The organism is Streptomyces sp. NPDC087270, assembly GCF_044744625.1.
Lineage (GTDB): Bacteria > Actinomycetota > Actinomycetes > Streptomycetales > Streptomycetaceae > Actinacidiphila.
Window position 1 is genome coordinate 77,319 of the sequence record NZ_JBIUYR010000028.1, and the last position, 18,415, is coordinate 95,733.

At 72.2% G+C, this 18,415-nt stretch carries 16 protein-coding genes; 10 read left to right on the forward strand and 6 right to left on the reverse strand.

Translation table 11 applies throughout. The features are described 5' to 3' along the window. The first annotated feature begins 144 nt into the window (after nucleotides 1-144). From ACIPAE_RS37025 to ACIPAE_RS37035, 3 genes are all read left to right on the forward strand, one after another. Complete coding sequence (locus ACIPAE_RS37025; RefSeq protein WP_402451447.1) at nucleotides 145-1,218, forward strand: sugar phosphate isomerase/epimerase family protein; 1,074 nt, start codon at nucleotides 145-147, stop codon at nucleotides 1,216-1,218. 51 nt (nucleotides 1,219-1,269) lie between these two features. Continuing rightward, nucleotides 1,270-2,163, forward strand: coding sequence for an aspartate/glutamate racemase family protein (locus ACIPAE_RS37030; protein WP_402451449.1), 894 nt, complete (start codon nucleotides 1,270-1,272; stop codon nucleotides 2,161-2,163). Between the two features lie 65 nt (nucleotides 2,164-2,228). Beyond that, nucleotides 2,229-3,725 carry a chlorohydrolase family protein gene (locus ACIPAE_RS37035; protein WP_402451452.1) on the forward strand — a complete coding sequence of 499 codons (1,497 nt, stop codon included), beginning with the start codon at nucleotides 2,229-2,231 and terminating at the stop codon, nucleotides 3,723-3,725. A 536-nt stretch (nucleotides 3,726-4,261) separates the two neighbouring features. On the opposite strand, the gene ACIPAE_RS37040 is transcribed toward ACIPAE_RS37035, so the two are convergent. Next, a complete protein-coding gene (locus ACIPAE_RS37040; protein ID WP_402451455.1) occupies nucleotides 4,262-5,290 on the reverse strand; it encodes an NAD(P)/FAD-dependent oxidoreductase in 1,029 nt (342 codons plus the stop codon). A gap of 249 nt (nucleotides 5,291-5,539) precedes the next feature. On the opposite strand from ACIPAE_RS37040, the gene ACIPAE_RS37045 reads away from it, so the two are divergent. After that, nucleotides 5,540-6,466: a DUF4862 family protein gene (locus ACIPAE_RS37045; RefSeq protein ID WP_402451458.1), complete on the forward strand. Its 927-nt coding sequence runs from the start codon at nucleotides 5,540-5,542 to the stop codon at nucleotides 6,464-6,466. 137 nt (nucleotides 6,467-6,603) lie between these two features. On the opposite strand, the gene ACIPAE_RS37050 is transcribed toward ACIPAE_RS37045, so the two are convergent. Together ACIPAE_RS37050 and ACIPAE_RS37055 are read right to left on the reverse strand one after the other, a co-directional pair. Continuing rightward, nucleotides 6,604-9,180, reverse strand: a complete 2,577-nt coding sequence (locus tag ACIPAE_RS37050) for a discoidin domain-containing protein (protein WP_402451460.1) — start codon at nucleotides 9,178-9,180, stop codon at nucleotides 6,604-6,606. 674 nt (nucleotides 9,181-9,854) lie between these two features. Continuing rightward, the gene (locus ACIPAE_RS37055; RefSeq protein ID WP_402451463.1) at nucleotides 9,855-10,709 is read right to left on the reverse strand and encodes a TIGR03564 family F420-dependent LLM class oxidoreductase; all 855 of its coding nucleotides are present in this window, start codon (nucleotides 10,707-10,709) and stop codon (nucleotides 9,855-9,857) included. 84 nt (nucleotides 10,710-10,793) lie between these two features. On the opposite strand from ACIPAE_RS37055, the gene ACIPAE_RS37060 reads away from it, so the two are divergent. Together ACIPAE_RS37060 and ACIPAE_RS37065 are read left to right on the forward strand one after the other, a co-directional pair. Further along, nucleotides 10,794-11,336 carry a TetR/AcrR family transcriptional regulator gene (locus ACIPAE_RS37060; protein WP_402451466.1) on the forward strand — a complete coding sequence of 181 codons (543 nt, stop codon included), beginning with the start codon at nucleotides 10,794-10,796 and terminating at the stop codon, nucleotides 11,334-11,336. Continuing rightward, nucleotides 11,333-11,566: a choice-of-anchor Q domain-containing protein gene (locus ACIPAE_RS37065; protein WP_402451468.1), complete on the forward strand. Its 234-nt coding sequence runs from the start codon at nucleotides 11,333-11,335 to the stop codon at nucleotides 11,564-11,566. The genes ACIPAE_RS37060 and ACIPAE_RS37065 overlap by 4 nt, the downstream gene beginning before the upstream one ends. A 49-nt stretch (nucleotides 11,567-11,615) precedes the next feature. Here ACIPAE_RS37065 and ACIPAE_RS37070 read toward each other — a convergent pair whose 3' ends face one another. Continuing rightward, complete coding sequence (locus tag ACIPAE_RS37070; protein WP_402451512.1) at nucleotides 11,616-12,938, reverse strand: alpha/beta fold hydrolase; 1,323 nt, start codon at nucleotides 12,936-12,938, stop codon at nucleotides 11,616-11,618. A 153-nt stretch (nucleotides 12,939-13,091) separates the two neighbouring features. On the opposite strand from ACIPAE_RS37070, the gene ACIPAE_RS37075 reads away from it, so the two are divergent. Continuing rightward, nucleotides 13,092-13,694 (forward strand): TetR/AcrR family transcriptional regulator, encoded by a 603-nt coding sequence (locus ACIPAE_RS37075; RefSeq protein ID WP_402451471.1) that lies wholly within the window; start codon nucleotides 13,092-13,094, stop codon nucleotides 13,692-13,694. A gap of 222 nt (nucleotides 13,695-13,916) precedes the next feature. Continuing rightward, nucleotides 13,917-14,528, forward strand: a complete 612-nt coding sequence (locus tag ACIPAE_RS37080; RefSeq protein ID WP_402451473.1) for a chloramphenicol phosphotransferase CPT family protein — start codon at nucleotides 13,917-13,919, stop codon at nucleotides 14,526-14,528. 126 nt (nucleotides 14,529-14,654) lie between these two features. Here ACIPAE_RS37080 and ACIPAE_RS37085 read toward each other — a convergent pair whose 3' ends face one another. Together ACIPAE_RS37085 and ACIPAE_RS37090 are read right to left on the reverse strand one after the other, a co-directional pair. Further along, the gene (locus tag ACIPAE_RS37085; protein WP_402451476.1) at nucleotides 14,655-15,605 is read right to left on the reverse strand and encodes a hypothetical protein; all 951 of its coding nucleotides are present in this window, start codon (nucleotides 15,603-15,605) and stop codon (nucleotides 14,655-14,657) included. A gap of 513 nt (nucleotides 15,606-16,118) precedes the next feature. Next, complete coding sequence (locus tag ACIPAE_RS37090; RefSeq protein WP_329372759.1) at nucleotides 16,119-16,562, reverse strand: MarR family transcriptional regulator; 444 nt, start codon at nucleotides 16,560-16,562, stop codon at nucleotides 16,119-16,121. 313 nt (nucleotides 16,563-16,875) lie between these two features. On the opposite strand from ACIPAE_RS37090, the gene ACIPAE_RS37095 reads away from it, so the two are divergent. After that, the gene (locus ACIPAE_RS37095; protein ID WP_402451479.1) at nucleotides 16,876-17,649 is read left to right on the forward strand and encodes an SDR family NAD(P)-dependent oxidoreductase; all 774 of its coding nucleotides are present in this window, start codon (nucleotides 16,876-16,878) and stop codon (nucleotides 17,647-17,649) included. Nucleotides 17,650-17,837: 188 nt separating this feature from the next. Beyond that, on the forward strand, nucleotides 17,838-18,415 hold a 578-nt coding region (locus ACIPAE_RS37100; RefSeq protein ID WP_402451482.1), incomplete at its 3' end, for an NAD(P)H-binding protein.

Genomic DNA, 18,415 nt, shown 5'->3' on the forward strand with positions numbered 1-18,415 from the left:
CACGTATTGCGCGTGACGCCTTACGCCCTACGCCTCGCGCCTCGCCGTGAGGACCCAGCACCCAGTACCCAAGCGGCCGGCACCCCGCGGCCGCACGCGACCCGGCCCAGCGGCCGAGCCAGAAGTCACAAGGAGAACCCCGCCATGAAGATCGGTGTCGACGGCCGGAAGATCCCCGGCGCTGCGGACCGTACCCCCCTGGAGATCCTCGGATACGCCCGTGACCTGGGCATGGAGGGCGTGTACTTCCGCACCGTGCTCGACATCTCGCCGACGCTCGACCTCGGCGTGCTCCGGGAGGTCCGCCGCGAGGCGGACACGCTGGGCCTCTACCTCCAGATGGGGCTCGGCAAGGTCAACCCGTACGCCGCGGCCGAGGCCCCGGAGATCCGCAGGCTGGGCGAGGGCGACTACACCCGCGGCATGCTGCGCATGCTCCAGGCGTGCCGCGAGGGCGCCGACTGCGGTGAGTTGTGGGTCGCCTGCTGCAACTACAAGGCCGACCTGCCCGGTTACTACGCCATCGACCGGTTCCGTACCGACGCCCCCTGGGCGGACCAACTCGTCGCGATCGAGAAGTTCCTGGGTCTGCTCGCGCCGGCCGCCCGCGACCTGGACTGCCACCTCAACATGGAGACCCACGAGGAGATCACCACGACCGAGGTGGTCCGGCTGGTCGAGTCGATCGGGCCGGACGTCATGGGGATCACCTTCGACACCGCGAACGTCATGGTGCGCGGCGAGGAGCCGGTGGCCGCCGCGCGCCGGGTCGCCCCGTACGTCCGGGCCACGCATCTGCGCGACTCGATCCTCCAGCGCACCGGCGTCGGCCTCACCCGGACCTTCTCGCCCTGCGGCCTGGGGGTCATCGACTGGGCCGGCCTGCTCGGCGCGCTGCTGGAGCACACACCCGACCTGGACGCCTCCATCGAGCCCGCGGGACCGACGCTGGCGATCCCGATCGGGATCGCGGACGAGAGCTGGCGTGCACTGCACCCCGATCTCGTGGAGGACGAGGTGACCGAACTGGTCCGCCTCGCGGACGACTACGCGCGACGCTCGGCCGACGGTGCGGTGCCGTCGGTGGAGGACTTCCGCGCGACCCCGTTCGACGGTGAGGACTTCGTCCTGCGCAGCGCCGAGCATCTGCGCGAGACGCTCGCGACCCTCCAGGCACCCGGCGCGACGGCCGGCGCGACGGCCGGCGAGAACCGCTGACGTGACCGTGCCCGCCGGCCAGAAACGCCACCGTCCCCAGCGAGGTTCGACGTGACCAGTCAGCACAGCCCTGCCGGCGCGAGCCCGGTGCCGAGTCCGGTTCCGAGCCCGGCGCTGAACCCCGCGACGAACCCCGCGCCGGGCCAGGACGCGAGCCCGGCGCCGGACCCGAACCCGAACCCGGACCCGATCCGGGTCCTGGTCCTCAACTGCAATGTGACCGAGTCGATGACCGAGGTCATCGGGGAGTCGGCCCGGGCCGCCGCGGGCCCGGGGACGGTCGTCACCGCCGTCTCACCGGAGTGGGGAGTGGTTTCGGCCGAGGGCTATCTGGACAGTTTCATCGCCGCGACGGCCATGCTCGACCGGCTCGCCACCTGGCCCGGCGGCATGGACGCGGTCGTGCTGGCCGGCTTCGGCGAGCACGGGCGGGAGGCCGCCCGCGAACTGCTGGACGTACCGGTGGTGGACATCACCGACGCGGCCGCGCACGTGGCGCTGATGCTGGCGCCCCGCTACGGCGTGGTGACCACCCTGGCCCGCTCCGTCGTACAGATCCAGGACAGCCTGCGGACGGCCGGGGTGGCGGACCACTGCGTCGGCGTGCTCGCCGCGGGCGTCCCGGTCCTGTCGGCCCACGCCGACGAAGCCCGTAGCCGCGAGGCCGTGCTGGCGTGCGGCCGCCGGCTGATCGACTCAGGCGCCGAGGCGCTGGTGCTCGGCTGCGCGGGCTTCGCCGGCCGCGCGGCCTCCTTCGAGGAGGAGCTGGGCATTCCGGTGATCGACCCGGTCGCCGCCGGGCTGCTCTTCGCCGAAGGGCTGGCCCGGCTCGGCCTGCGGACGAGCAAGGTGTCGACCTTCGCCCGGCCGCTGCCCAAGTCCCGTCCGGGCTGGGGCTCCGAACCGCACCGGACAGCCGCCGTCCAGGACACCCACCCCGTCTGACATTTCGCGGGCCCGCGGCAGACGCAAGCGAACGGCGGACCCGTCCGGGTCCGGAAAGGAGACACATGACCACCACGGTGCACGCGCGCTACGTGCTCGGCTACCGCGAGGGCGACCATGTGCTGATCGAGGACGCCTCCGTCGTGTACGACGGTGCGCGCATCGTGTACGCGGGACCGCGCCGGGACAGCACGGCGGGGGAGACGATCGACCTGGGCGAGGCCCTGGTGACACCGGGCCTCATCGACCTCGACGCGGTGTCGGACATCGACCACGCGCTGCTCGACTCCTGGTCCGCACCGGAAGCCGCCGCGAGCCTCCAGTGGTCGGCTGAGTACTTCACCCACCGCCGTCACGACGTCTTCGACCAGGAGGAACGGAACTTCATCCGGCAGTACGGCCTCGCCCAGCTCCTGCTGCACGGCATCACGACCTGCATGCCGATCGCCTCGGAGACCCACAGCTCCTGGGCCGAGACCTACCAGGACGCGGTCGGCATCGCCGAGGCGGCCCGCGCCCTGGGCATCCGCGCCTACGTGGGTCCCAGCTACCGCGCGGGGGTCAACGTGGTGCGCGGCGAGGGCGGGCGGGAGGTCCGGTGGGAGGAGCAGCGCGGGCTCGCCGGCCTGCGGGACGCCGAGCGCTTCCTGGAGTACGCCCGGTCGTCCGCGGGCGACGGCCTGGTCCGGGGCGCCCTGCTGCCGTGCCGGATCGAGACCATGACCCCGGAACTGCTCGCGGCCACCGCCGAACTGGCCCGCCGCCACGACGTGCCGGTCCGGCTGCACTGCATGCAGGGCACCGTCGAACTCGACCTGCTGCGCCGCGAGCACGCCGCGACACCGCTGGAGATCATCGAACGTGCGGGCCTGCTCGGCTGCCGGCTGCTCCTGCCGCACGCGACCTACGGCGCGGGCGGCGGGACGCGGGGGGCGGCGCCCTCGGACAGCGAACTGGAGACCCTCGCCCGCGCCGGGGCGTCGATCGTCCACTGCCCGTCGACGTCCCTGCGCTACGGCATGGTGCTGGACAGCTTCGACCGGTTCGGCAGGGCCGGGGTGAACATCACGCTCGGCAGCGACAGTTTCCCGCCCGACCTGTTCCGCGCGATGGATGTGGGGTCCAGCCTCACCAAGGTGCTCGAAGGCCGGCTCGACGCAGGCGACCCGGCCGCGTACTTCCGCGCGGCGACGCTCAACGCCGCGCGGGCCCTGGGCCGCGACGACCTCGGGCGGCTCGCGCCCGGTGCGCAGGCCGACCTGGTCGCGGTCCGGCTCACCGACTTCCGGCTCGGTGTCCTCGACGACCCGCTGCGCACCTTCCTGATGTCCGGCTCGCCGCGCGACATCGCCCTGACGGTGGTGGCCGGACGCACCGTGGTCCGGGACGGCGAACTGCCGGGGCGCGACGTGACCGCCATGCAGAGCCGGGCGCAGCGGCTCTTCGGCCGGATGCGGGCGGGCTACGGCGAGCGGAACGCGCACCGCCGTGCCGCCGCCGACCTCTTCCCTCCCGTCTTCCCACGGCTCCCCGCAGGGTCCGCCGCAAGCGAGGCGCCGTGACGGACGAACTCCCGTGACGTGCACGGCCTCGGCGGTGGTGGTACGTCACGCGTGGCGGCCGCTGCCGCATTCGCCCCGCGGACGGGCCCGCCGACCACGGCGTCAGACCCGGGGTCGCGTGCGCGGGGCGGCCGGGACCTTGTCGTCGGCTGCGCGACAGCCGAACGTCTGGCCCGCCGTCGCAACGCGCCCCACCGGCCGCTCGATGTCGTCCTGGACGGCCCGCGCGCCCGACCGGAGCAGCCGGCGGGCCAGGCACCGGGAGATCACCGGCCGTGATCCGGGCGGGGCGCATCGCGTCCTACCCGCGCGTTCAAGCCGACAGGCGAGGGCGACTGGCGCAACAAGCCGCGCGAGCAGGCCCCATGCCTCCGGGTTCAGCGCACGGGAGCCGTTCCGCCGATCGGTGGCCTCGCGGGCGTCGCGACGACCGTGTCCCGAGGGAGTTCGGGACGAGCCCACTCCACCGTTCGCGGTGGGGCGAGGCACGCCCGGCGCGGCCCGGCACGGAGACAGGGTCGGCCGGGGAGCCCGTCTCACCGCGAGAAGCGGTCGGGGCGGCAACCCGAGAGAGCCGGCTCGACGGTTCCGCCGACCAACTCCCGCGCGACCAGGCGGCCCACGGCCGGGGCGAGCGTGACGGCCGAGTGCATCGCCGCCACGTAGAGGCCGGGGACCCCGGCGACCGGGCCGATGATCGGCTCACCGTCGACCGGCATGGGGCGTACTCCGATTCGGGTGCTGAGCAGTTCGACGCTCCCGGCGCCGTGGAAGGTGGACCGGACGGCGGCGAGGGCCCGTTCGGGGGAGTCCGCGGCGGCGATCAGCCGGTCCGCGGCGACCTGCCGGAGATCGAAGTCCTCGGTGTTGACCACGGTGCGGACCAGGTCGGCGGGGGCGCGGAAGCGGAGCAGCGGGCACGGCGACGGCTCGACCGGGACGTGCACGCCGAGCGGCGCGCCCAGCGCGGCCGTGGCAACTCCGGCCGCCAGCACCACCGTCGTACCGGCGAGGGGTCCTGCCGCCGTGTCGACCCCGGCGATCCGGCCCGCCGTATCCCGGCGGACCGCGGTCACCGGCGTGTCCGGATGCACCCGGGCTCCATGGGCGCGAGCGCCGGCGACCAGCCGCTCGGTCACGCCCACCGCGTCGACAGCGCCGTCACCCGGCGCCCAGACCGCCCACTCCGGCGGCTGCCGGAGGGCGGGTTCGAGCGTCGCCACGGTGGCCGCGTCCACGATCGTCTGCCCGGGCCCGGCGTCCGGCGCGCTGCCCTGCCCGGTCCAGCTCAGCGAGCCGGACCAGGTCACCGGGAGTCCCGGCAACTCGGCCCCGAGCCGGTGGTACTCCGCCGTCGTGGTGGCCCGCAGCTCCGCGGCCGGACCTGTGCGCACGCCGGACGACCCGATCCAGGCGAACGAGTCCGCCGTCACTCCCGCGCCCGGCCGCCCTGCGTCGACCAACGTCACCGTCGCGCCCGCCCGGGCGGCGTGGTACGCCACCGACGCGCCGACGATACCGGCACCGACGACGATCACGTCCCGACTCACCTGTGGGCTCAACACGTTCACGACCCTAGCGTCCGCCCGCGCGCCCTGACGGGCCGACGCCTGCCGCCCGACGACCGGAGTCCGCCCGCGTTGCGCACCAGGGGCGATCAGGACCAGGACGATCAGGACCAGGACCAGGACCAGGACCGCGACCCGGCGGAACCCGGGCGGACAACGCGCGGCTCCCCGGCGACGACCCGGACGAGCCACCCCCGTACGGTCTCACCGGAGAACCGTGCACGGAACATTTGGAGACCTGACACCATGACCACAGAACGGCCCGCCGCCCTGGTGGGCGCGTACGCGGCGCTGCCCTCCCTGCCAGCCGACCAGGAGCGCTTCTACGACGGGCTCGCCGGTCGGGGGATCGCCGACGGGCTGGAGATCCCGTTCCGTGATGGTCTCGGTGTGGACATCCGCTGGCTGGCCGCACAGATGCGGGGCCGCTTCACCCGTTCGGTGATCACCCTGATTCCCGGCACGATGGTGCGGGTGGGGGCCACGGGTGTCTTCGGGCTCGCCTCGAAGGACGAGGCCGGACGGAGTGCGGCGCTCGACTTCCTCCGCGAGGCCCGTGTTGTCGCCGAGGAGCTGAACCAGCTCACCGGCGAGCAGTCGGTCTCCGCCCTCCATATCCACACCGCGCCCTCGAAGACCGCTGCCCGGGAGATGTTCGCCCGTTCCCTCGACGAGATCGCGGCGGGCGCACCCGCCGAGGGCGCCTGGTCCACCCGGCTCGTCCTGGAGCACTGCGACGCGTACGCGCCGGACGTACCGGGCGAGAAGCGGTTCCTGCCGCTGGAGGACGAGATCCCCGTCGCACGGGAGGCGGGGATCGGTGTCACCGTCAACTGGGGCCGTTCGGCGATCGAGGCCCAGGACCCGGGCCGGCCGCTCGCCCAGGTCGAACGGCTCGCCGCCGAGGGCCTGTTGGAGGGCGTCATGTTCTCCGGCGCCGGGCCGGCCGGCAACGGGTACGGGGGAGCGTGGGCGGACGCGCACCTGCCCCTCACCGAGGACGAGCCCACCTCCCTGATGGACGCTGACGAGGTACGCCGCTGTCTGCGCGCGGCCGAAGGGGCGTACTCCTACGCGGGGGCGAAGATCCAGGTCCCCGGTGGCGCCACCGTCGACGAGAGGCTCGCGATGGTGGGCCGCGTCATGCGGCTCCTGGCCCAGCAGATCTCATAGCGATGGTGTCCCGTTCACCCCGTGACCGGTGTCCCGTGACCCGTGATCCGTGACCCGTGTCCCGGTGAGCGGTCCCGCCCCCTCCTGCCCGCGCCATGCGGGCAGGAGGGGGCGGCGCGGCTGCGTGTCGGGGTGCGTCACGCGCCGGGGAAGATCTGGAACTCCGAGAGCTGGGCCGCGCTCCACCCGGTGTTCGCGGTGAAGCTGAGGCGGACGTAGCGGGCGCTGCTGCCGGACGGCAGGCTGATCTTCGCGGTGTTGCCGGTCGACGGGTCGAAGGTGTGGCCGGCCGAATTCACCAGCGTGGTGTACGTGTTGTTGTCGGTGCTGCCGAGAACGGACAGCGTCTCGGTGCGCGTGTTCCACGCGGTGGCCGGCGGGAGGTCCAGCGTGACCGAGCCGATCGACTGGGCGGAGCCGAGGTCGACGGTGAGGGTCTGCGGGTATCCCGCGCCGTCGGAACTCTCCCAGTAGCTGCTGGTGTTGCCGTCGGTCGCGTTCGCCGCCACGTAGGTCTGCTCCGAACTGCTGGCGGTGGTCGGCTGGTTGAGCGCCAGGTTGGTGCCGGCCGTCACGCCGGTGCCCGCCAGCGCGATCGTCAGCGGGCTGCCGGGGGCGTTGCTGGTCACCGAGAGCGTGCCGGTGAGCGGGCCGCCGCTGGTCGGCGCGAAGGTCACGCCGACCGTGCAGGACCCGCCCGCGGCGAGGGAGGTGCCGCAGGTGTTGGTCTCGGTGAACGGTCCGGTGGCGGCGATCGAGGAGATCGCCGCGGCCGAGGTGCCCGGGTTCTTGATGGTCACGCTCTGCACCGCGCTCTTGCTGCCCGAGGCGACGTCGCCGAAGGAGAGGCTGGTGCTCGACGCGTTGAGCGAGCCGGCCTGCACCGGGTCCGGGAAGGTGGTGAGCACCGGGGTGGTGCTCCAGCCGGAGTTCCCGCTGCCCAGGTTGAAGGTGTACGCGCCCGAGACCTTGCCCGGGTAGCTGTAGTTGTACGCGCCGGACACGCCGATGCCGCTCGCCGTCAGACCACTGACGCTCGCCGCGCCGCCGGTCTCGGCCTGGAAGACCGTGGTCCCGGTGTTGGTCACCTTCACGTTGCTGATGTTCAGCCCGTTGGCGACATGGCCGGTGCCGTCGCCCCCGACGATCTCGAACGCCTCGTACGGGCTGTCCAGGATCGCGCCTCCCGAGTAGTTGACGGTCACCCCGGTGAAGTCCGAGTCGTAGGGGTCGAACTGGACCGCGCCCATCGGGTGGCTCCAGTTCGGGTTCATCTCCCCGGACCGGATCACGTAGTTGCCCGAGACGGTGATCGTGCCGGACAGCGGCGAGAAGGGCTGTAGGAACGCCTCGTTGGAGATGTCGATGCCGGAGCCGAGCGGTTCGGTGTCCGCCACCACGTTGTTGGAGATGGTGTTGTTCGAACCGCCGTAGTCGGCGATGCCGTTGGCCAGCGTCGGCTGCACGATCGTGTTGTTGCTGAAGGTGATGCCGGAGTCGGCGGTCGGGTAGGACCAGATCGCCAGGGCGTCGTCGCCGGAGTTGCGGATGAAGTTGTTCTTCACCGTGCAGTTGGTGGCGTTGCCGTTGAAGTTCAGGCCGTCGGCGTCGGTGGACTCGATGACGGTGTTCTCCACCGTGCAGCCGCTGTTGCCGTACTGCAGCCAGAATCCGACGTTGGTGTCCTGGACCCACAGGCCGTCGACGGTCCAGTTGCTGCCGAGCGAGCCGTCGATCGCGTTGGACGTCGAGTCGTCGTGCCGGCCGACGGTGGAGCCGAGGATGGCGAAGTTGCTCAGGTTGATCGGGCCCGCGACCGACGAGGTGTTGTCGATCAGCTCATTGGTCTTGAGCTGGGTGTACCAGTTGCCGGCGCCCTCGATCGTGCCCTTGGAGATGTTCAGGTGCGAGCTGACCAGGTACGTGCCGGAGGGGACCCAGACCGGCTCGCCCGCGCTGTTGGCCGCGGTGATCGCGTTGTTGAACGCGCTGGAGGAGTCCTTCGCGCCGGTCGGATCGGCGCCGTAGCCCGCGACCGAGACCGAGCCGGATGGCTGGGTGATCGCGGCCGGGACGTTGTAGAAGTCCGCGACGTCGATGGTGTACGGCGTGGCCGTGTTCCCGGAGTCGACCTGCAACTTGACCGTGGTGCCGGCCGGGTAGGACTGTCCGAACGCCAACCGGGCGTCGTCGTAGAACTTGTGCGTCTTGCTGCCGGTGATGCCGCCGGTGGAGATGTAGCTGTAGGCCGAGGTCAGTGAGAGCTGCTGGCTGAGCTTGGTGCCGTTGACGTAGACGTCGAGCGTGCCCGACGTGCCCTGCGGCACGGCGTAGTGCAGGTCGACGGCGTTGGCCGCGCCGGTCAGCGTGAACTGCACGTACTGGCCGGCCGAGGACAGCTGCACCGCCTCGCGTCCGGACGCCTCGGTGGCCAGGTCGCCCTGGGTGAAGTCGGGGCCGATGACGGTGCCGGTGTGCGCGGCGGCCTCGGCCTCGTACTCGGTGAACGGCAGGCTGGCGCCGACCCCGCTCGGCACGTTGAACGGGGACTGGGCCCAGTAGGGCGGGGTGCCGGTGGCGGCCTGGGCGGTCGCGGCGCCGAGCAGCACGGGGATCGTGGCGAGCGCGGTGGCGGCGGCCACTCCCCACGTGGTCAGCCGCCTGCGGCGGCCTGTGGGGGGAGGGCTGCCGGGTAACGCGGGGAGTTGGGACATCGGTGTCCTGTCCTTTCGGCGAAACGGTGGGTGCGGTGCCGGTGGGTCGGATACGCGCGGGGAGCGCGTCGCGTGCCGCGGGGAGCGGCAAGGGGGGCGCGGTGCTCGCGCTGCTGGTGGCGGTCAGCTTGCCGGCGCGGGCCGGGCCGGTGGTCGTTCCGATGCCGCTGCCGGGGCCTCGTCAGCCGGCTCGCCCGCGGAGTACCTCGGGCCGATCGCGGAGCCGCCGCCGGCCATGGCGAGCGCGCGTTGCAGTGCTCTGGAACTCCTGAACACCTTTGACTCCTTGAGGCGCGAGAGCGAGGGCGGAGTCCGCCGTCGCCGTCTGTTGACAGTGGGGGTGGGGCAACAGCACGGATACGGGTGCGCGGTGGGGAGATGAAGTTGTCGGGGCCCTTGGTCCATCGCGCGTGCCGCGCCGACGTGAGGGGGGAGCGGCGCGCTGTCGGGCCACGGGACCGTGCGGGCTCGGGCTCGGACTCGGAGGTGGACTCGGTCCGGTAGTGCACGGTGGACCGTAACAGAGCTGATATGGCCGTGCAATAACTCGACAAGGCTTTGTTAGTTATTGACTTACCGCCAGTGGGGTCGCTCGCCCGCCGGCAAGATCCCTGTCCCGCCGGCGGGCGCGGGGGCGGTGCGGTGACCGGGCGGGAGCCGTCGCGGTGGGCCCCTTACAGGGAACCGGCCAGTTCCCCGGCGAGATTCAGTGTCCTGGCCTTCTCCGCGCTGTTGCCGACGAGGCTGACCAGCACGTCGGTGGCACCGGCATCGGCGTAGGCGTGGATCGCGGCGGCTATGGTGTCCTCGTCTCCGGCGATGATCGTCTCCGCGACGTTGCTCTGGCCTTGGCGGTCGAGCAGTGCGCGGTAGCTGGGAAGGTCCGAGGCGAAGCCGAGCGCGCCGGCGACCTCCTGGCGCACGGTGTCCGGCCTGTCGGTCACGCTCAGCATGACCGCCGCCACGACCCGCGGGTCCTTCGCCACGGCGTCGATCCTCGGCCGAATGTGGTCGGCGACCGTTGCCGCGGTCGTCCACACCGTGACCGTGCCGTCGGCCAGTTCGCCCGCGATGCGCAGCATCACCGGGCCGAGCGCGGACAGCAGGACCCGTGGGGGCTGTGCCCCCGGCACCTGGACGTGGCCGGTGCCCGACAGTTCGGCCCGCAGCGCGGTCAGGTACGCGCGCGTGTGGCGTGCGGGCTGGTCGTAGGACAGCCCGTACACACCCTCGATGATCTGCTTGTGGCTCGGCCCGATGCCGAGGGTGAGCCGGTTGCCGGTGGCGGCTGCCACCGTGAGCGCCTGGCCGGCAAGTGAGATCGGATGCCGGGGGTAGGTCTGCACGACGGCGGTGCCCACTTCGATCCCCGGCACCGCCGCCCCGACGAGTGCGGCGACGGTCAGCGGGTCCCACGCGAGGACCTGGCTGAAGAACGCGCTGGTCAGCCCGTGTTCGGCTGCCGCGCGCGCCTGCTCGATCTGGGACTGGAGATCGCTCTGGTCTCCGACGTACAGGCCGATCCGCATGAGCTCTCCAAGGTGAACTCGGTATTCAGGTTCCGCGAAGGTAGCATAAGGTGAATCGGCGGTTCAGATTGGTGGGAGGCAGGGGTGCGGGCGGACGCGCGGCGGAACCGGTCGGCGATCATCGATGCCGCCCTCCGGGCGGCCGGCGAGCGTGGCGACGCCGTGTCGATGGAGGACATCGCGCGCGAGGCGGGCGTGGCCGTCGGCACGCTGTACCGGCACTTCCCGGACCGGCGCGCCCTGTTGGAGGACATCGCGGTCGACGCGCTGCGGGAACTGCTGGAGGCCACGCGGGCCGAACTCGGCCGGGCTCCCGCGTGGGAGGCGCTGTTGCGGCTCGTGGACCGCTGCGTGGCCCTGCCGCTGTCGTTGACCAAGTCCCTGATCACCGGTGAACCACGGCGCCCCGAACTGCCCGCGTTGGAGACCGAGATCAACGCGCTGATCGCCGAGATCGCCGCGGACGCCCAACGCCAGGGCGACCTGCGCGCCGACGTGCCGCCGGCGGAGGTGGTGCGAGTGCTCAACGTGGCGGTCTGCCGCTGCGGTGCCCGATCCGACGACCACCTGACCCGCGTGCTCCTCGACGGGCTCAGCACGCCCTCTGGCCGCACGACCGCAACGTGATCCAGGGCGTGCTCGGTGACGCCGCGGGCACCAGTGACGTCCTGGCCGACCCCCGGTTCGCCGACCGCGACGCGGGCGACTACCGCCCACTGCCCACCAGCCCCGCCATCGACAACGGCGGGCCGGCGGCTGGGACGACCGACTTCTACGGTGCCCCCGCGCTCGTAGGACCCGCGTCCGACAGCGGCGCCATCGAGAGCCAGGATGCGAGGACCGGCTCCCGCCGCTGACCGCCCCGCGCGGGTGCGGGGCGGCCTGCGGCCCGGAGGCCGGCCGTCGTCACTTGTGGGCGCGGAGGAAAGCCGGGATGTCCGCACGGGTCGGGTAGTTCGGCAGCGGAGCGGGCCGGTCCTGGAGGAAGTCGCTGATGACCGTGGCGGCCCGCTGGTCGTTGTCGTCCAGGCCGTTCCACATGTGGTGTCCGACGCCGGGCATGTACTGGGTGCGCTGGATGGCCGGGTCGTCGGCGAGGACCGTGGTCTCCCACGCGCGGACCTGGGAGGAGCACTCGGCGAGCATGAGCATCGCGGGCGTGTTCGACCGCTTCAACCGGGGCGCGATGGACGGTGAGTCCTTGATCGTCTGCTGGACGCGCAGGCTCGCCGCGGCGCTGAAGGAGAAGTTGTCCGGCGTGTCCTCGACGGGGATGCGGTGCGCGTCCTTGGCGCAGTAGCCGGACGCGGTGTCGCTGCCGAGGTCGGCCGCGGTGAACGCGTTGTCGCCCTCGGCCTGGCCGACGAGTCCGGTGTCGGGCCGGAGCAGTCCGAGCCGCATCAGGCCGAACGCGACGGCGTACCGCGGGCGGTGGGTGGAGCGCGGCCCGGTCATGGCCGGTGCGATGCCGCGCGCCGACGGCCGGCCCTTGTTGCCGGACAGGTGCGCGGTGGGTCCGTCCACCGGGCCGGGTTCGGCGATCACCGCCCGGTGGAAGTGCGCGGAGACGGCCGGGTCGGCCAGGGCGCGGGTGAGCACGACGGCGCCCGAGGAGAAGCCCACGACGTCGACCCGGCCCTTCCCGAGCCGTTCGACGAAGGCGCCGAGGTCCGCCACGGACCGGGTGATCGAGTACTGGTCCATGGGCAGCAGATCGCTGCGGCCGCCGCCGGCCTGCTCGTAGGCGTAGACGTCGTAGCCCTGCCGGGCCAGGAGTTGCAGGAAGCGGTGGTCGAGCACCGAGATGCCGCGCACCGGGCCGCCGTTGAGGTAGACCAGCGGCACGGGGTGCCGGCTGCCGCCGGGGGCGGGCGGGTAGTGGTAGACCGCGACGCGGCTGCCCGTGGCCAGGCTCCAGTGCTGCGTGGCCACGAAGGGCAGGGCCGGCGGATAGTGCCGCGCCGTGGCCACCGTCGGCACGCACACCGTGGCGGTCAGCGCCGCGGCGAGGACCACCGGCACGAACGGCACGATCCGCCGTCGCCACGTCCGGCGCCTGCCGCGCCACAGTGCGGCGGCGGCCGCGACGGCGAGAGTCGTCCCCCACGCGACGACGCCCGAGCCCGCTCCGTCGGTGGCGACGATCAGCGCCAGGAAGACGGCGATCAGCCCCACGACGGCCGCGAGTGCGGCCAGCAGGCGGCCGGTGATCCGGCCGACGGTGCGGATGGCGGTGCGGCTGCCTGTGCGACTGGCTCTGCGACTGGTGGCGGAGCCGGTCCTGCGGGCGGCACGTATGGCGGAAAGTGGCACGAAAAGCCCCCGGTTTGTTTTGAAACGACGTTCTAAAACGATGTTACCAAACCAGGTAGACTGCTCGACGTGGGAAGGCCGAGAACGAACGACGACGCCGTCGGAGAACGGCTGGTGTCGTGCGCGACGGAGATGTTCGCCACGCACCGCCCGGAAGGGGTGACCGTCCGGGCCCTGGCCGCCGCCGCGGAGACGTCGACGGGGGCGGTGTACACCCTGTTCGGTGGCAAGGACGGGCTGGTCGCCGAGGTGCGCGGCCGGGCGGTGGCCGGCTTGTTCCAGGACCTGTCGACGGTCGCGGTGTCCGGCGACCCGCTCGCCGACCTGCGCGCGCTGGCCGCCGCGTACCGGGGGTGGGCCGTCGCCCACCGCCACCTCTACGCCGTGCTGTTCGGCGGTGCGCAGCGCTTCGACCCCTCGGGCGATGTGGGCTCCGGTGACCCCGTCAGGCCGCTGCTCGCGGCGATCGACCGGGCCGTGGCGGGTGCGGTGCTCGCGGGCGAACCGACGCTGATCGCCCTCTCGTTGTGGGTGACCCTGCACGGGCTGGTGTCGCTCGAACTGGCCGGCGCGCTCGACTCCGCGACGCTGGATCGGGCGTTCGGATCGACGATCGACGCGACGCTGCGCGGGTGGGCGCCCGCACCGGCCGGCGGCCCTCCGCTCCCGTAGGGGCCCTCGGCTCACGCGCCGGGCTGCCGGCCCGAAGCACGCCGTACGCCGACACCTGGTGCGCGGAACTCCCCCGGGAAGCGGCGGATTTGCTCCCAGCGGGGAACGCGGCGCCGAGGCGGGGTCGTCCGGGTTCCTGCGTCCGAGGGCCGCACCGTCGTGGATCGGGCCCGATAGGTTGGTCGGATGGGAGCCTCTGCGCGGTATGACCGCCCTGGTCGCGTGATCTTTCTCAACGGCACGTCAAGTGCCGGCAAGACCACCTTGGCCCGCGCGATCCAGGAGGAAAGCGACGAGCCGTACCTGTACTGGGGCATCGATACGCTGTTCGCGATGGTGCCGGAGAAGTGGGCCGGCGCCCGCGGCGGGCCCTTGAGCTTCGAAGGGTTCCGCTACGACCGGTCGGAGCGTGACGAGGACGGCCGTCAGCTGATCACCGTCCGGTACGGCGACGTCGGCCGCCGGATGCTTGCCGCCGCCTGTGCGTCGGTCGCCGAGCTGGCCCTCAAGGGCTGCAACGTCGTGGTCGACGAGATGCTGCTGGACCCCGATCTGCTGGCGGACTGGCTCCAGGCGCTCTCCGGCGTGGAGGTCTGTCTCGTCGGGGTGTACTGCCCCCTCGACGTGCTGGAGGAGCGGGAGGCGGCACGGGGCAATCCGGCGGGCCTGGCGAGGGGACACCTGCGGACGGTTCATGCCCATGAGGCCAGGTACGACCTCAAGGTCGATACCAGCAGGGCTCCCGCGCAGGAGCTGGCGCGCACGGTTCTTCGGGCTCACTCGCCGGCGGTGGCAGCGGGGCGCGACGGTGGCGGGCCGGGAAGCCAGAGGTGAGGGCCCTCGTCGACGGCGCGATCGCCGGTGACCTGGACTACCTGTCGGCGTAGGCGAAGCGGCACTGGGAGAGCGGTGGCCGGCCGCACGGGAACCGAGGCCGGCCACCGCCTTGTGCGTCCCCGCTCAGCGGCGCGCCGTGTAGGGCGGGAAGGCGGTGGGATCGGTGAGGTCCACGTCGGCGTCGGGCCAGCGCCGGCGCAGCAGGTCGGCGGTGTGACGGGCCCAGCCGGTGAGGTGGGGGAAGGCGCGATGGGCCTCGGCGGTACGGGCCGAGGCTTCCAACGTCTCGACGAGCTGGGGTCTGCTGTGGTCTCCGGGCGCGCGGGTGTCGAGGAGGGCGAACCGTTGCAGGCGGACGATCGCCCAGGAGACGCACGCCGCTGCCAGGCCGAAGCCGAACCGCAGGTCGTCTTCCGCTTGGGGAATGCCGTGGGCCAGAGCGCCGCGGTAGTGGTCGCCAAGGCGGGCGCTCAGGGGGCCACCCACAGTCATCCATGCCGGGCCGGGCACATGAAGGCAAACGGCGTCGAGGAGGGCGTGGGTGTAGCACGCTGACTCGAAGTCGATGAGGCGGGCGTCGGCGGGGCCTGACTCGTGGAGCAGGATGTTGTTCGCCTCCGCATCGCCGTTGCTGAATGCCAGGAACGGGCCGGGCTCGCTCAACTCAGCGAGAGCGGAACTGAGTTCGGTCTCGGCTCGCCCGGTGACGGGGGCGCCGGGGAGCGCGGTGGGCCCGTCTCCGTGTGCCTCGTCCAGGAGCCGGGCGAACCGGTCCACGTGACCGGCCTCCGGGTTGCTCGGCCCGCTGGACGACCGTCGCGCGCGGTAGGTGTCGGCGTACCCGGCCGTGGCGGCGTTGAGTTCGCCGCGGGCGCGGGCGAAGGTGACCAGTCGATCGGAATGGGCCGCGGCTCCGTCACGGCGGAGCAGCTCGTCCAGGGCGGTGCGGGGTGCCAGATCCTCCAGAACCACGATTCCCTCGGAAAGGTCGGCGGCGACAACCCGCGGCGCGAGAGCCAGACCGAGGTCCTCGGAGAGGAACCGCAGTGCCGCCAACTCGGTGTGGAGTCGCATGGGTTCGGTGCGAGTGTCGCTCGGGTGGCTCCGCACCCATTTGACGACCACGGTCCTGGGGACCGCCGCGCCGCGGAGCGTTGCACGGGCGACGGACCAGGGCGCCAGGTGCTCCCAGGTCTCGACCCCGACGGGTGACCCGTAACGATCCGTCAGGAGAGCTTCGACGGCGGAGTATCGAGGGCGCGCACTCCCGGCAGGCATCTGGGCACCCTATTCCGGCGGATGGAAGGGATGTCCAGGGGATGTCCGCCAGGAGCGGCTGGAACGCCTGGCTGCCGTGCACCTTCGCGCCGGAGACCTCGGGGGGCGGCGGGATGCTCTTACCTCCTTGCGCGAGGGTTCGCTTCGCGCGGCAGGCACGCCTCCGATCGCCCAGATCGTAAGGATAGCTGACGAACAAGTCAATGAAACTGACTATGGCATCGCCGAGCTGAAGGCCGCCGGAGCCCACCGGCTCCGGCGGCTCTGGGGCGAAGGGGAAGCGAGGGCGGGCGGCCCGGTGGGGCCGGCCTACCGCGCGTAGGGATCGGTGATCTCGCGGAGCTGATCAAGGATCTGGTGCAGCAGCGCGAAGTTGCGCGTGCCCAGGTACGCCTTCCACTCCGCGAGGATCTCGTCGAGCGTCGCCGAGGCCACCTCGACCGCCCGCCTGCCGCGCTCCTCGATCACGATCAACCGGGCGCGACCGTCCGTGGGGTCGGGGACCCGGCGGACATAGCCCAGGCGCTCCAGTTGGTCGACCAGCACGCCGGCGCTCTGCTTGCTCATTTGTGCCTGGTCAGCGAGGTCCGTGAGGCGTGATCCGTCAGGGGCGACGCGTTGGAACACCCGGCACTGGGCGAGGGTCCAGTCGTCGAACCCGGCATCCTGCAAGGCCCGGAACATCCGGTCCTCGGTGTACCGGTACGGGATGAACAGCGCCACCCCTAGATTCACCTGCTGCTCGTCGTCCATACCGCTCTCGGCTCCGTCGCCCACCTGATCCCACGAGGTTCACACCTTACGTCAATGCCGCCGGGCCGGATCGCGGCCGGCGCCGGACGCGGCGGCGCGTGCCCGGCTGCGCGCTCGCCGCGTTCCACCGCGCGCCGTCCGTCCCTCGGCGACGCCCCGCCGACTGCTGTTGGCGTCGGCGCCGCCACACGAGTACGGTAGTCAATGTTCCTGACGAAGTCGCATGGCGGCTCGATGAAGGAACGGGCGGTACGCCCGAGGACTGTGCACGTCCGGAGACCGCATCGGAGACAGAGAGAACGCAGGTATCGCGATGACATCGACATCAAACCTGACCGGCAAGCGGGCCCTGGTCACCGGAGGCAGCAGTGGAATCGGCGCCGCGATCGTGCGGCGGCTCGCCGCCCAGGGGGCCGCGGTCGCGGTCAACTATCGATCCGACAAGGACGCCGCCGAGGCGCTCGTCGCCGAACTCCGCAACGACGGGCGTGAGGCGTCGGCCTTCGCGGCCGACATCAGCGACAGGGCGCAGTGCCACGAGCTGGTCGGCGCGGTGGCGTCCGAGTTCGGCGGCCTGGACCTGCTGGTCAGCAACGCCGGGGTCGAGCACTTCGGGGCGCTGGAGACCATCACCCAGGCCGACTTCGACCGCCTCTTCCAGACCAACGTGGCCGGACAGCTGTTCGTCACGCAGGCGGCGGCCGCCGCGATGGCCGACGGCGGCCGGATCGTGCTCAGCTCCTCCGTCAGCGCACGCCTGGAGGTCCATCGACACGCCCTGTACGCGGCAAGCAAGGCCGCCATCCCGGCCATGGTGCGCAATCTCGCTCCCGAACTGGCCGAACGGAACATCGCCATCAACGCGATCGCCCCCGGCGCCACCGCCACCCGCATGGCCGGCTACGCACCCCACTACATCCACCCCGCGCTCACCGATGTTCCCTTTCCCGCACTCGTCCGCTCGATGAGCGCGCTCGGCCGGATGGCCCAGCCTGACGAGATCGCCGCCGTGGTCGCGTTCCTCCTCTCGCCGGACGCGTCGTACATCACCGGCGCCACCATCGAAGCCGACGGCGGCTGGAACTGATCCGCCGGGCCGTCGAACCCGGCCGTGGCATCGGCACTTCGAGCGTCGAGCCCGGTGGTACCGGCCGCTGGTACGGCGGGCGGGGTGTCCACGGCCGTCGGCAGGACGGCCACTCCTCGCGGGGGCGCCGGCGATCTTCGCTCCCACAGTCGTTCACCCACACCGCACACCTATCGAAGGAAAACACCATGTCCACTGTCATCACCGGAGCATCGGGTCACCTCGGCCGGCTCGTCGTCGATCAGCTCCTCGCCGGCGGCACACCGCCGGCGCAGATCGTGGCCACCGGCCGGGACGTCGACAAGCTCGCCGACCTCGCACACGGCGGGGTGACGGTGCGGCGCGCGGACTTCGCCGACCCGTTCACCCTCGACGACGCGTTCGCGGGCGCCGACACGCTGCTGCTGGTCTCCACGACGACGGTGGGGGAGCGGTTCGACAACGCCCGCAACGCCATCGACGCGGCGGCCCGCGCCGGGGTGTCCCGGATCGTGTACACCAGCATCGTCAACGCCTCGACCGCGCGCATGACACTCGCCGACGAGCATCGCCGCACCGAGGAGTACCTGCGTGCCAGCGGTTCGGAGTTCGTCATCCTGCGCAACGGATGGTACTTGGAGAACTACACCGACCAGCTTCCGATGATCACCCAGTACCGCGCGCTGCTCGGCCCCGCCCCCCACCGTCTCGTCAGCGCCGCCCGCCCCCGCCCCCAAACCGCCCCCCCCCCCCCCGGGGTGACGCCGGCCGGGCCCCACCGGGCGAC

What these genes read in the sequence shown, in the direction of transcription:
- ACIPAE_RS37055 (WP_402451463.1), bottom strand. Translation starts at nt 10,709, where the DNA reads ATGCGGATCGGCCTGTACGTCGGAGACCAGAGCGATCTCCAGTCCCAG.
- ACIPAE_RS37035 (WP_402451452.1), top strand. Translation starts at nt 2,229, where the DNA reads ATGACCACCACGGTGCACGCGCGCTACGTGCTCGGCTACCGCGAGGGC.
- ACIPAE_RS37045 (WP_402451458.1), top strand. Translation starts at nt 5,540, where the DNA reads ATGACCACAGAACGGCCCGCCGCCCTGGTGGGCGCGTACGCGGCGCTG.
- ACIPAE_RS37050 (WP_402451460.1), bottom strand. Translation starts at nt 9,180, where the DNA reads ATGTCCCAACTCCCCGCGTTACCCGGCAGCCCTCCCCCCACAGGCCGC.
- ACIPAE_RS37095 (WP_402451479.1), top strand. Translation starts at nt 16,876, where the DNA reads ATGACATCGACATCAAACCTGACCGGCAAGCGGGCCCTGGTCACCGGA.
- ACIPAE_RS37090 (WP_329372759.1), bottom strand. Translation starts at nt 16,562, where the DNA reads ATGGACGACGAGCAGCAGGTGAATCTAGGGGTGGCGCTGTTCATCCCG.
- ACIPAE_RS37025 (WP_402451447.1), top strand. Translation starts at nt 145, where the DNA reads ATGAAGATCGGTGTCGACGGCCGGAAGATCCCCGGCGCTGCGGACCGT.
- ACIPAE_RS37085 (WP_402451476.1), bottom strand. Translation starts at nt 15,605, where the DNA reads ATGCGACTCCACACCGAGTTGGCGGCACTGCGGTTCCTCTCCGAGGAC.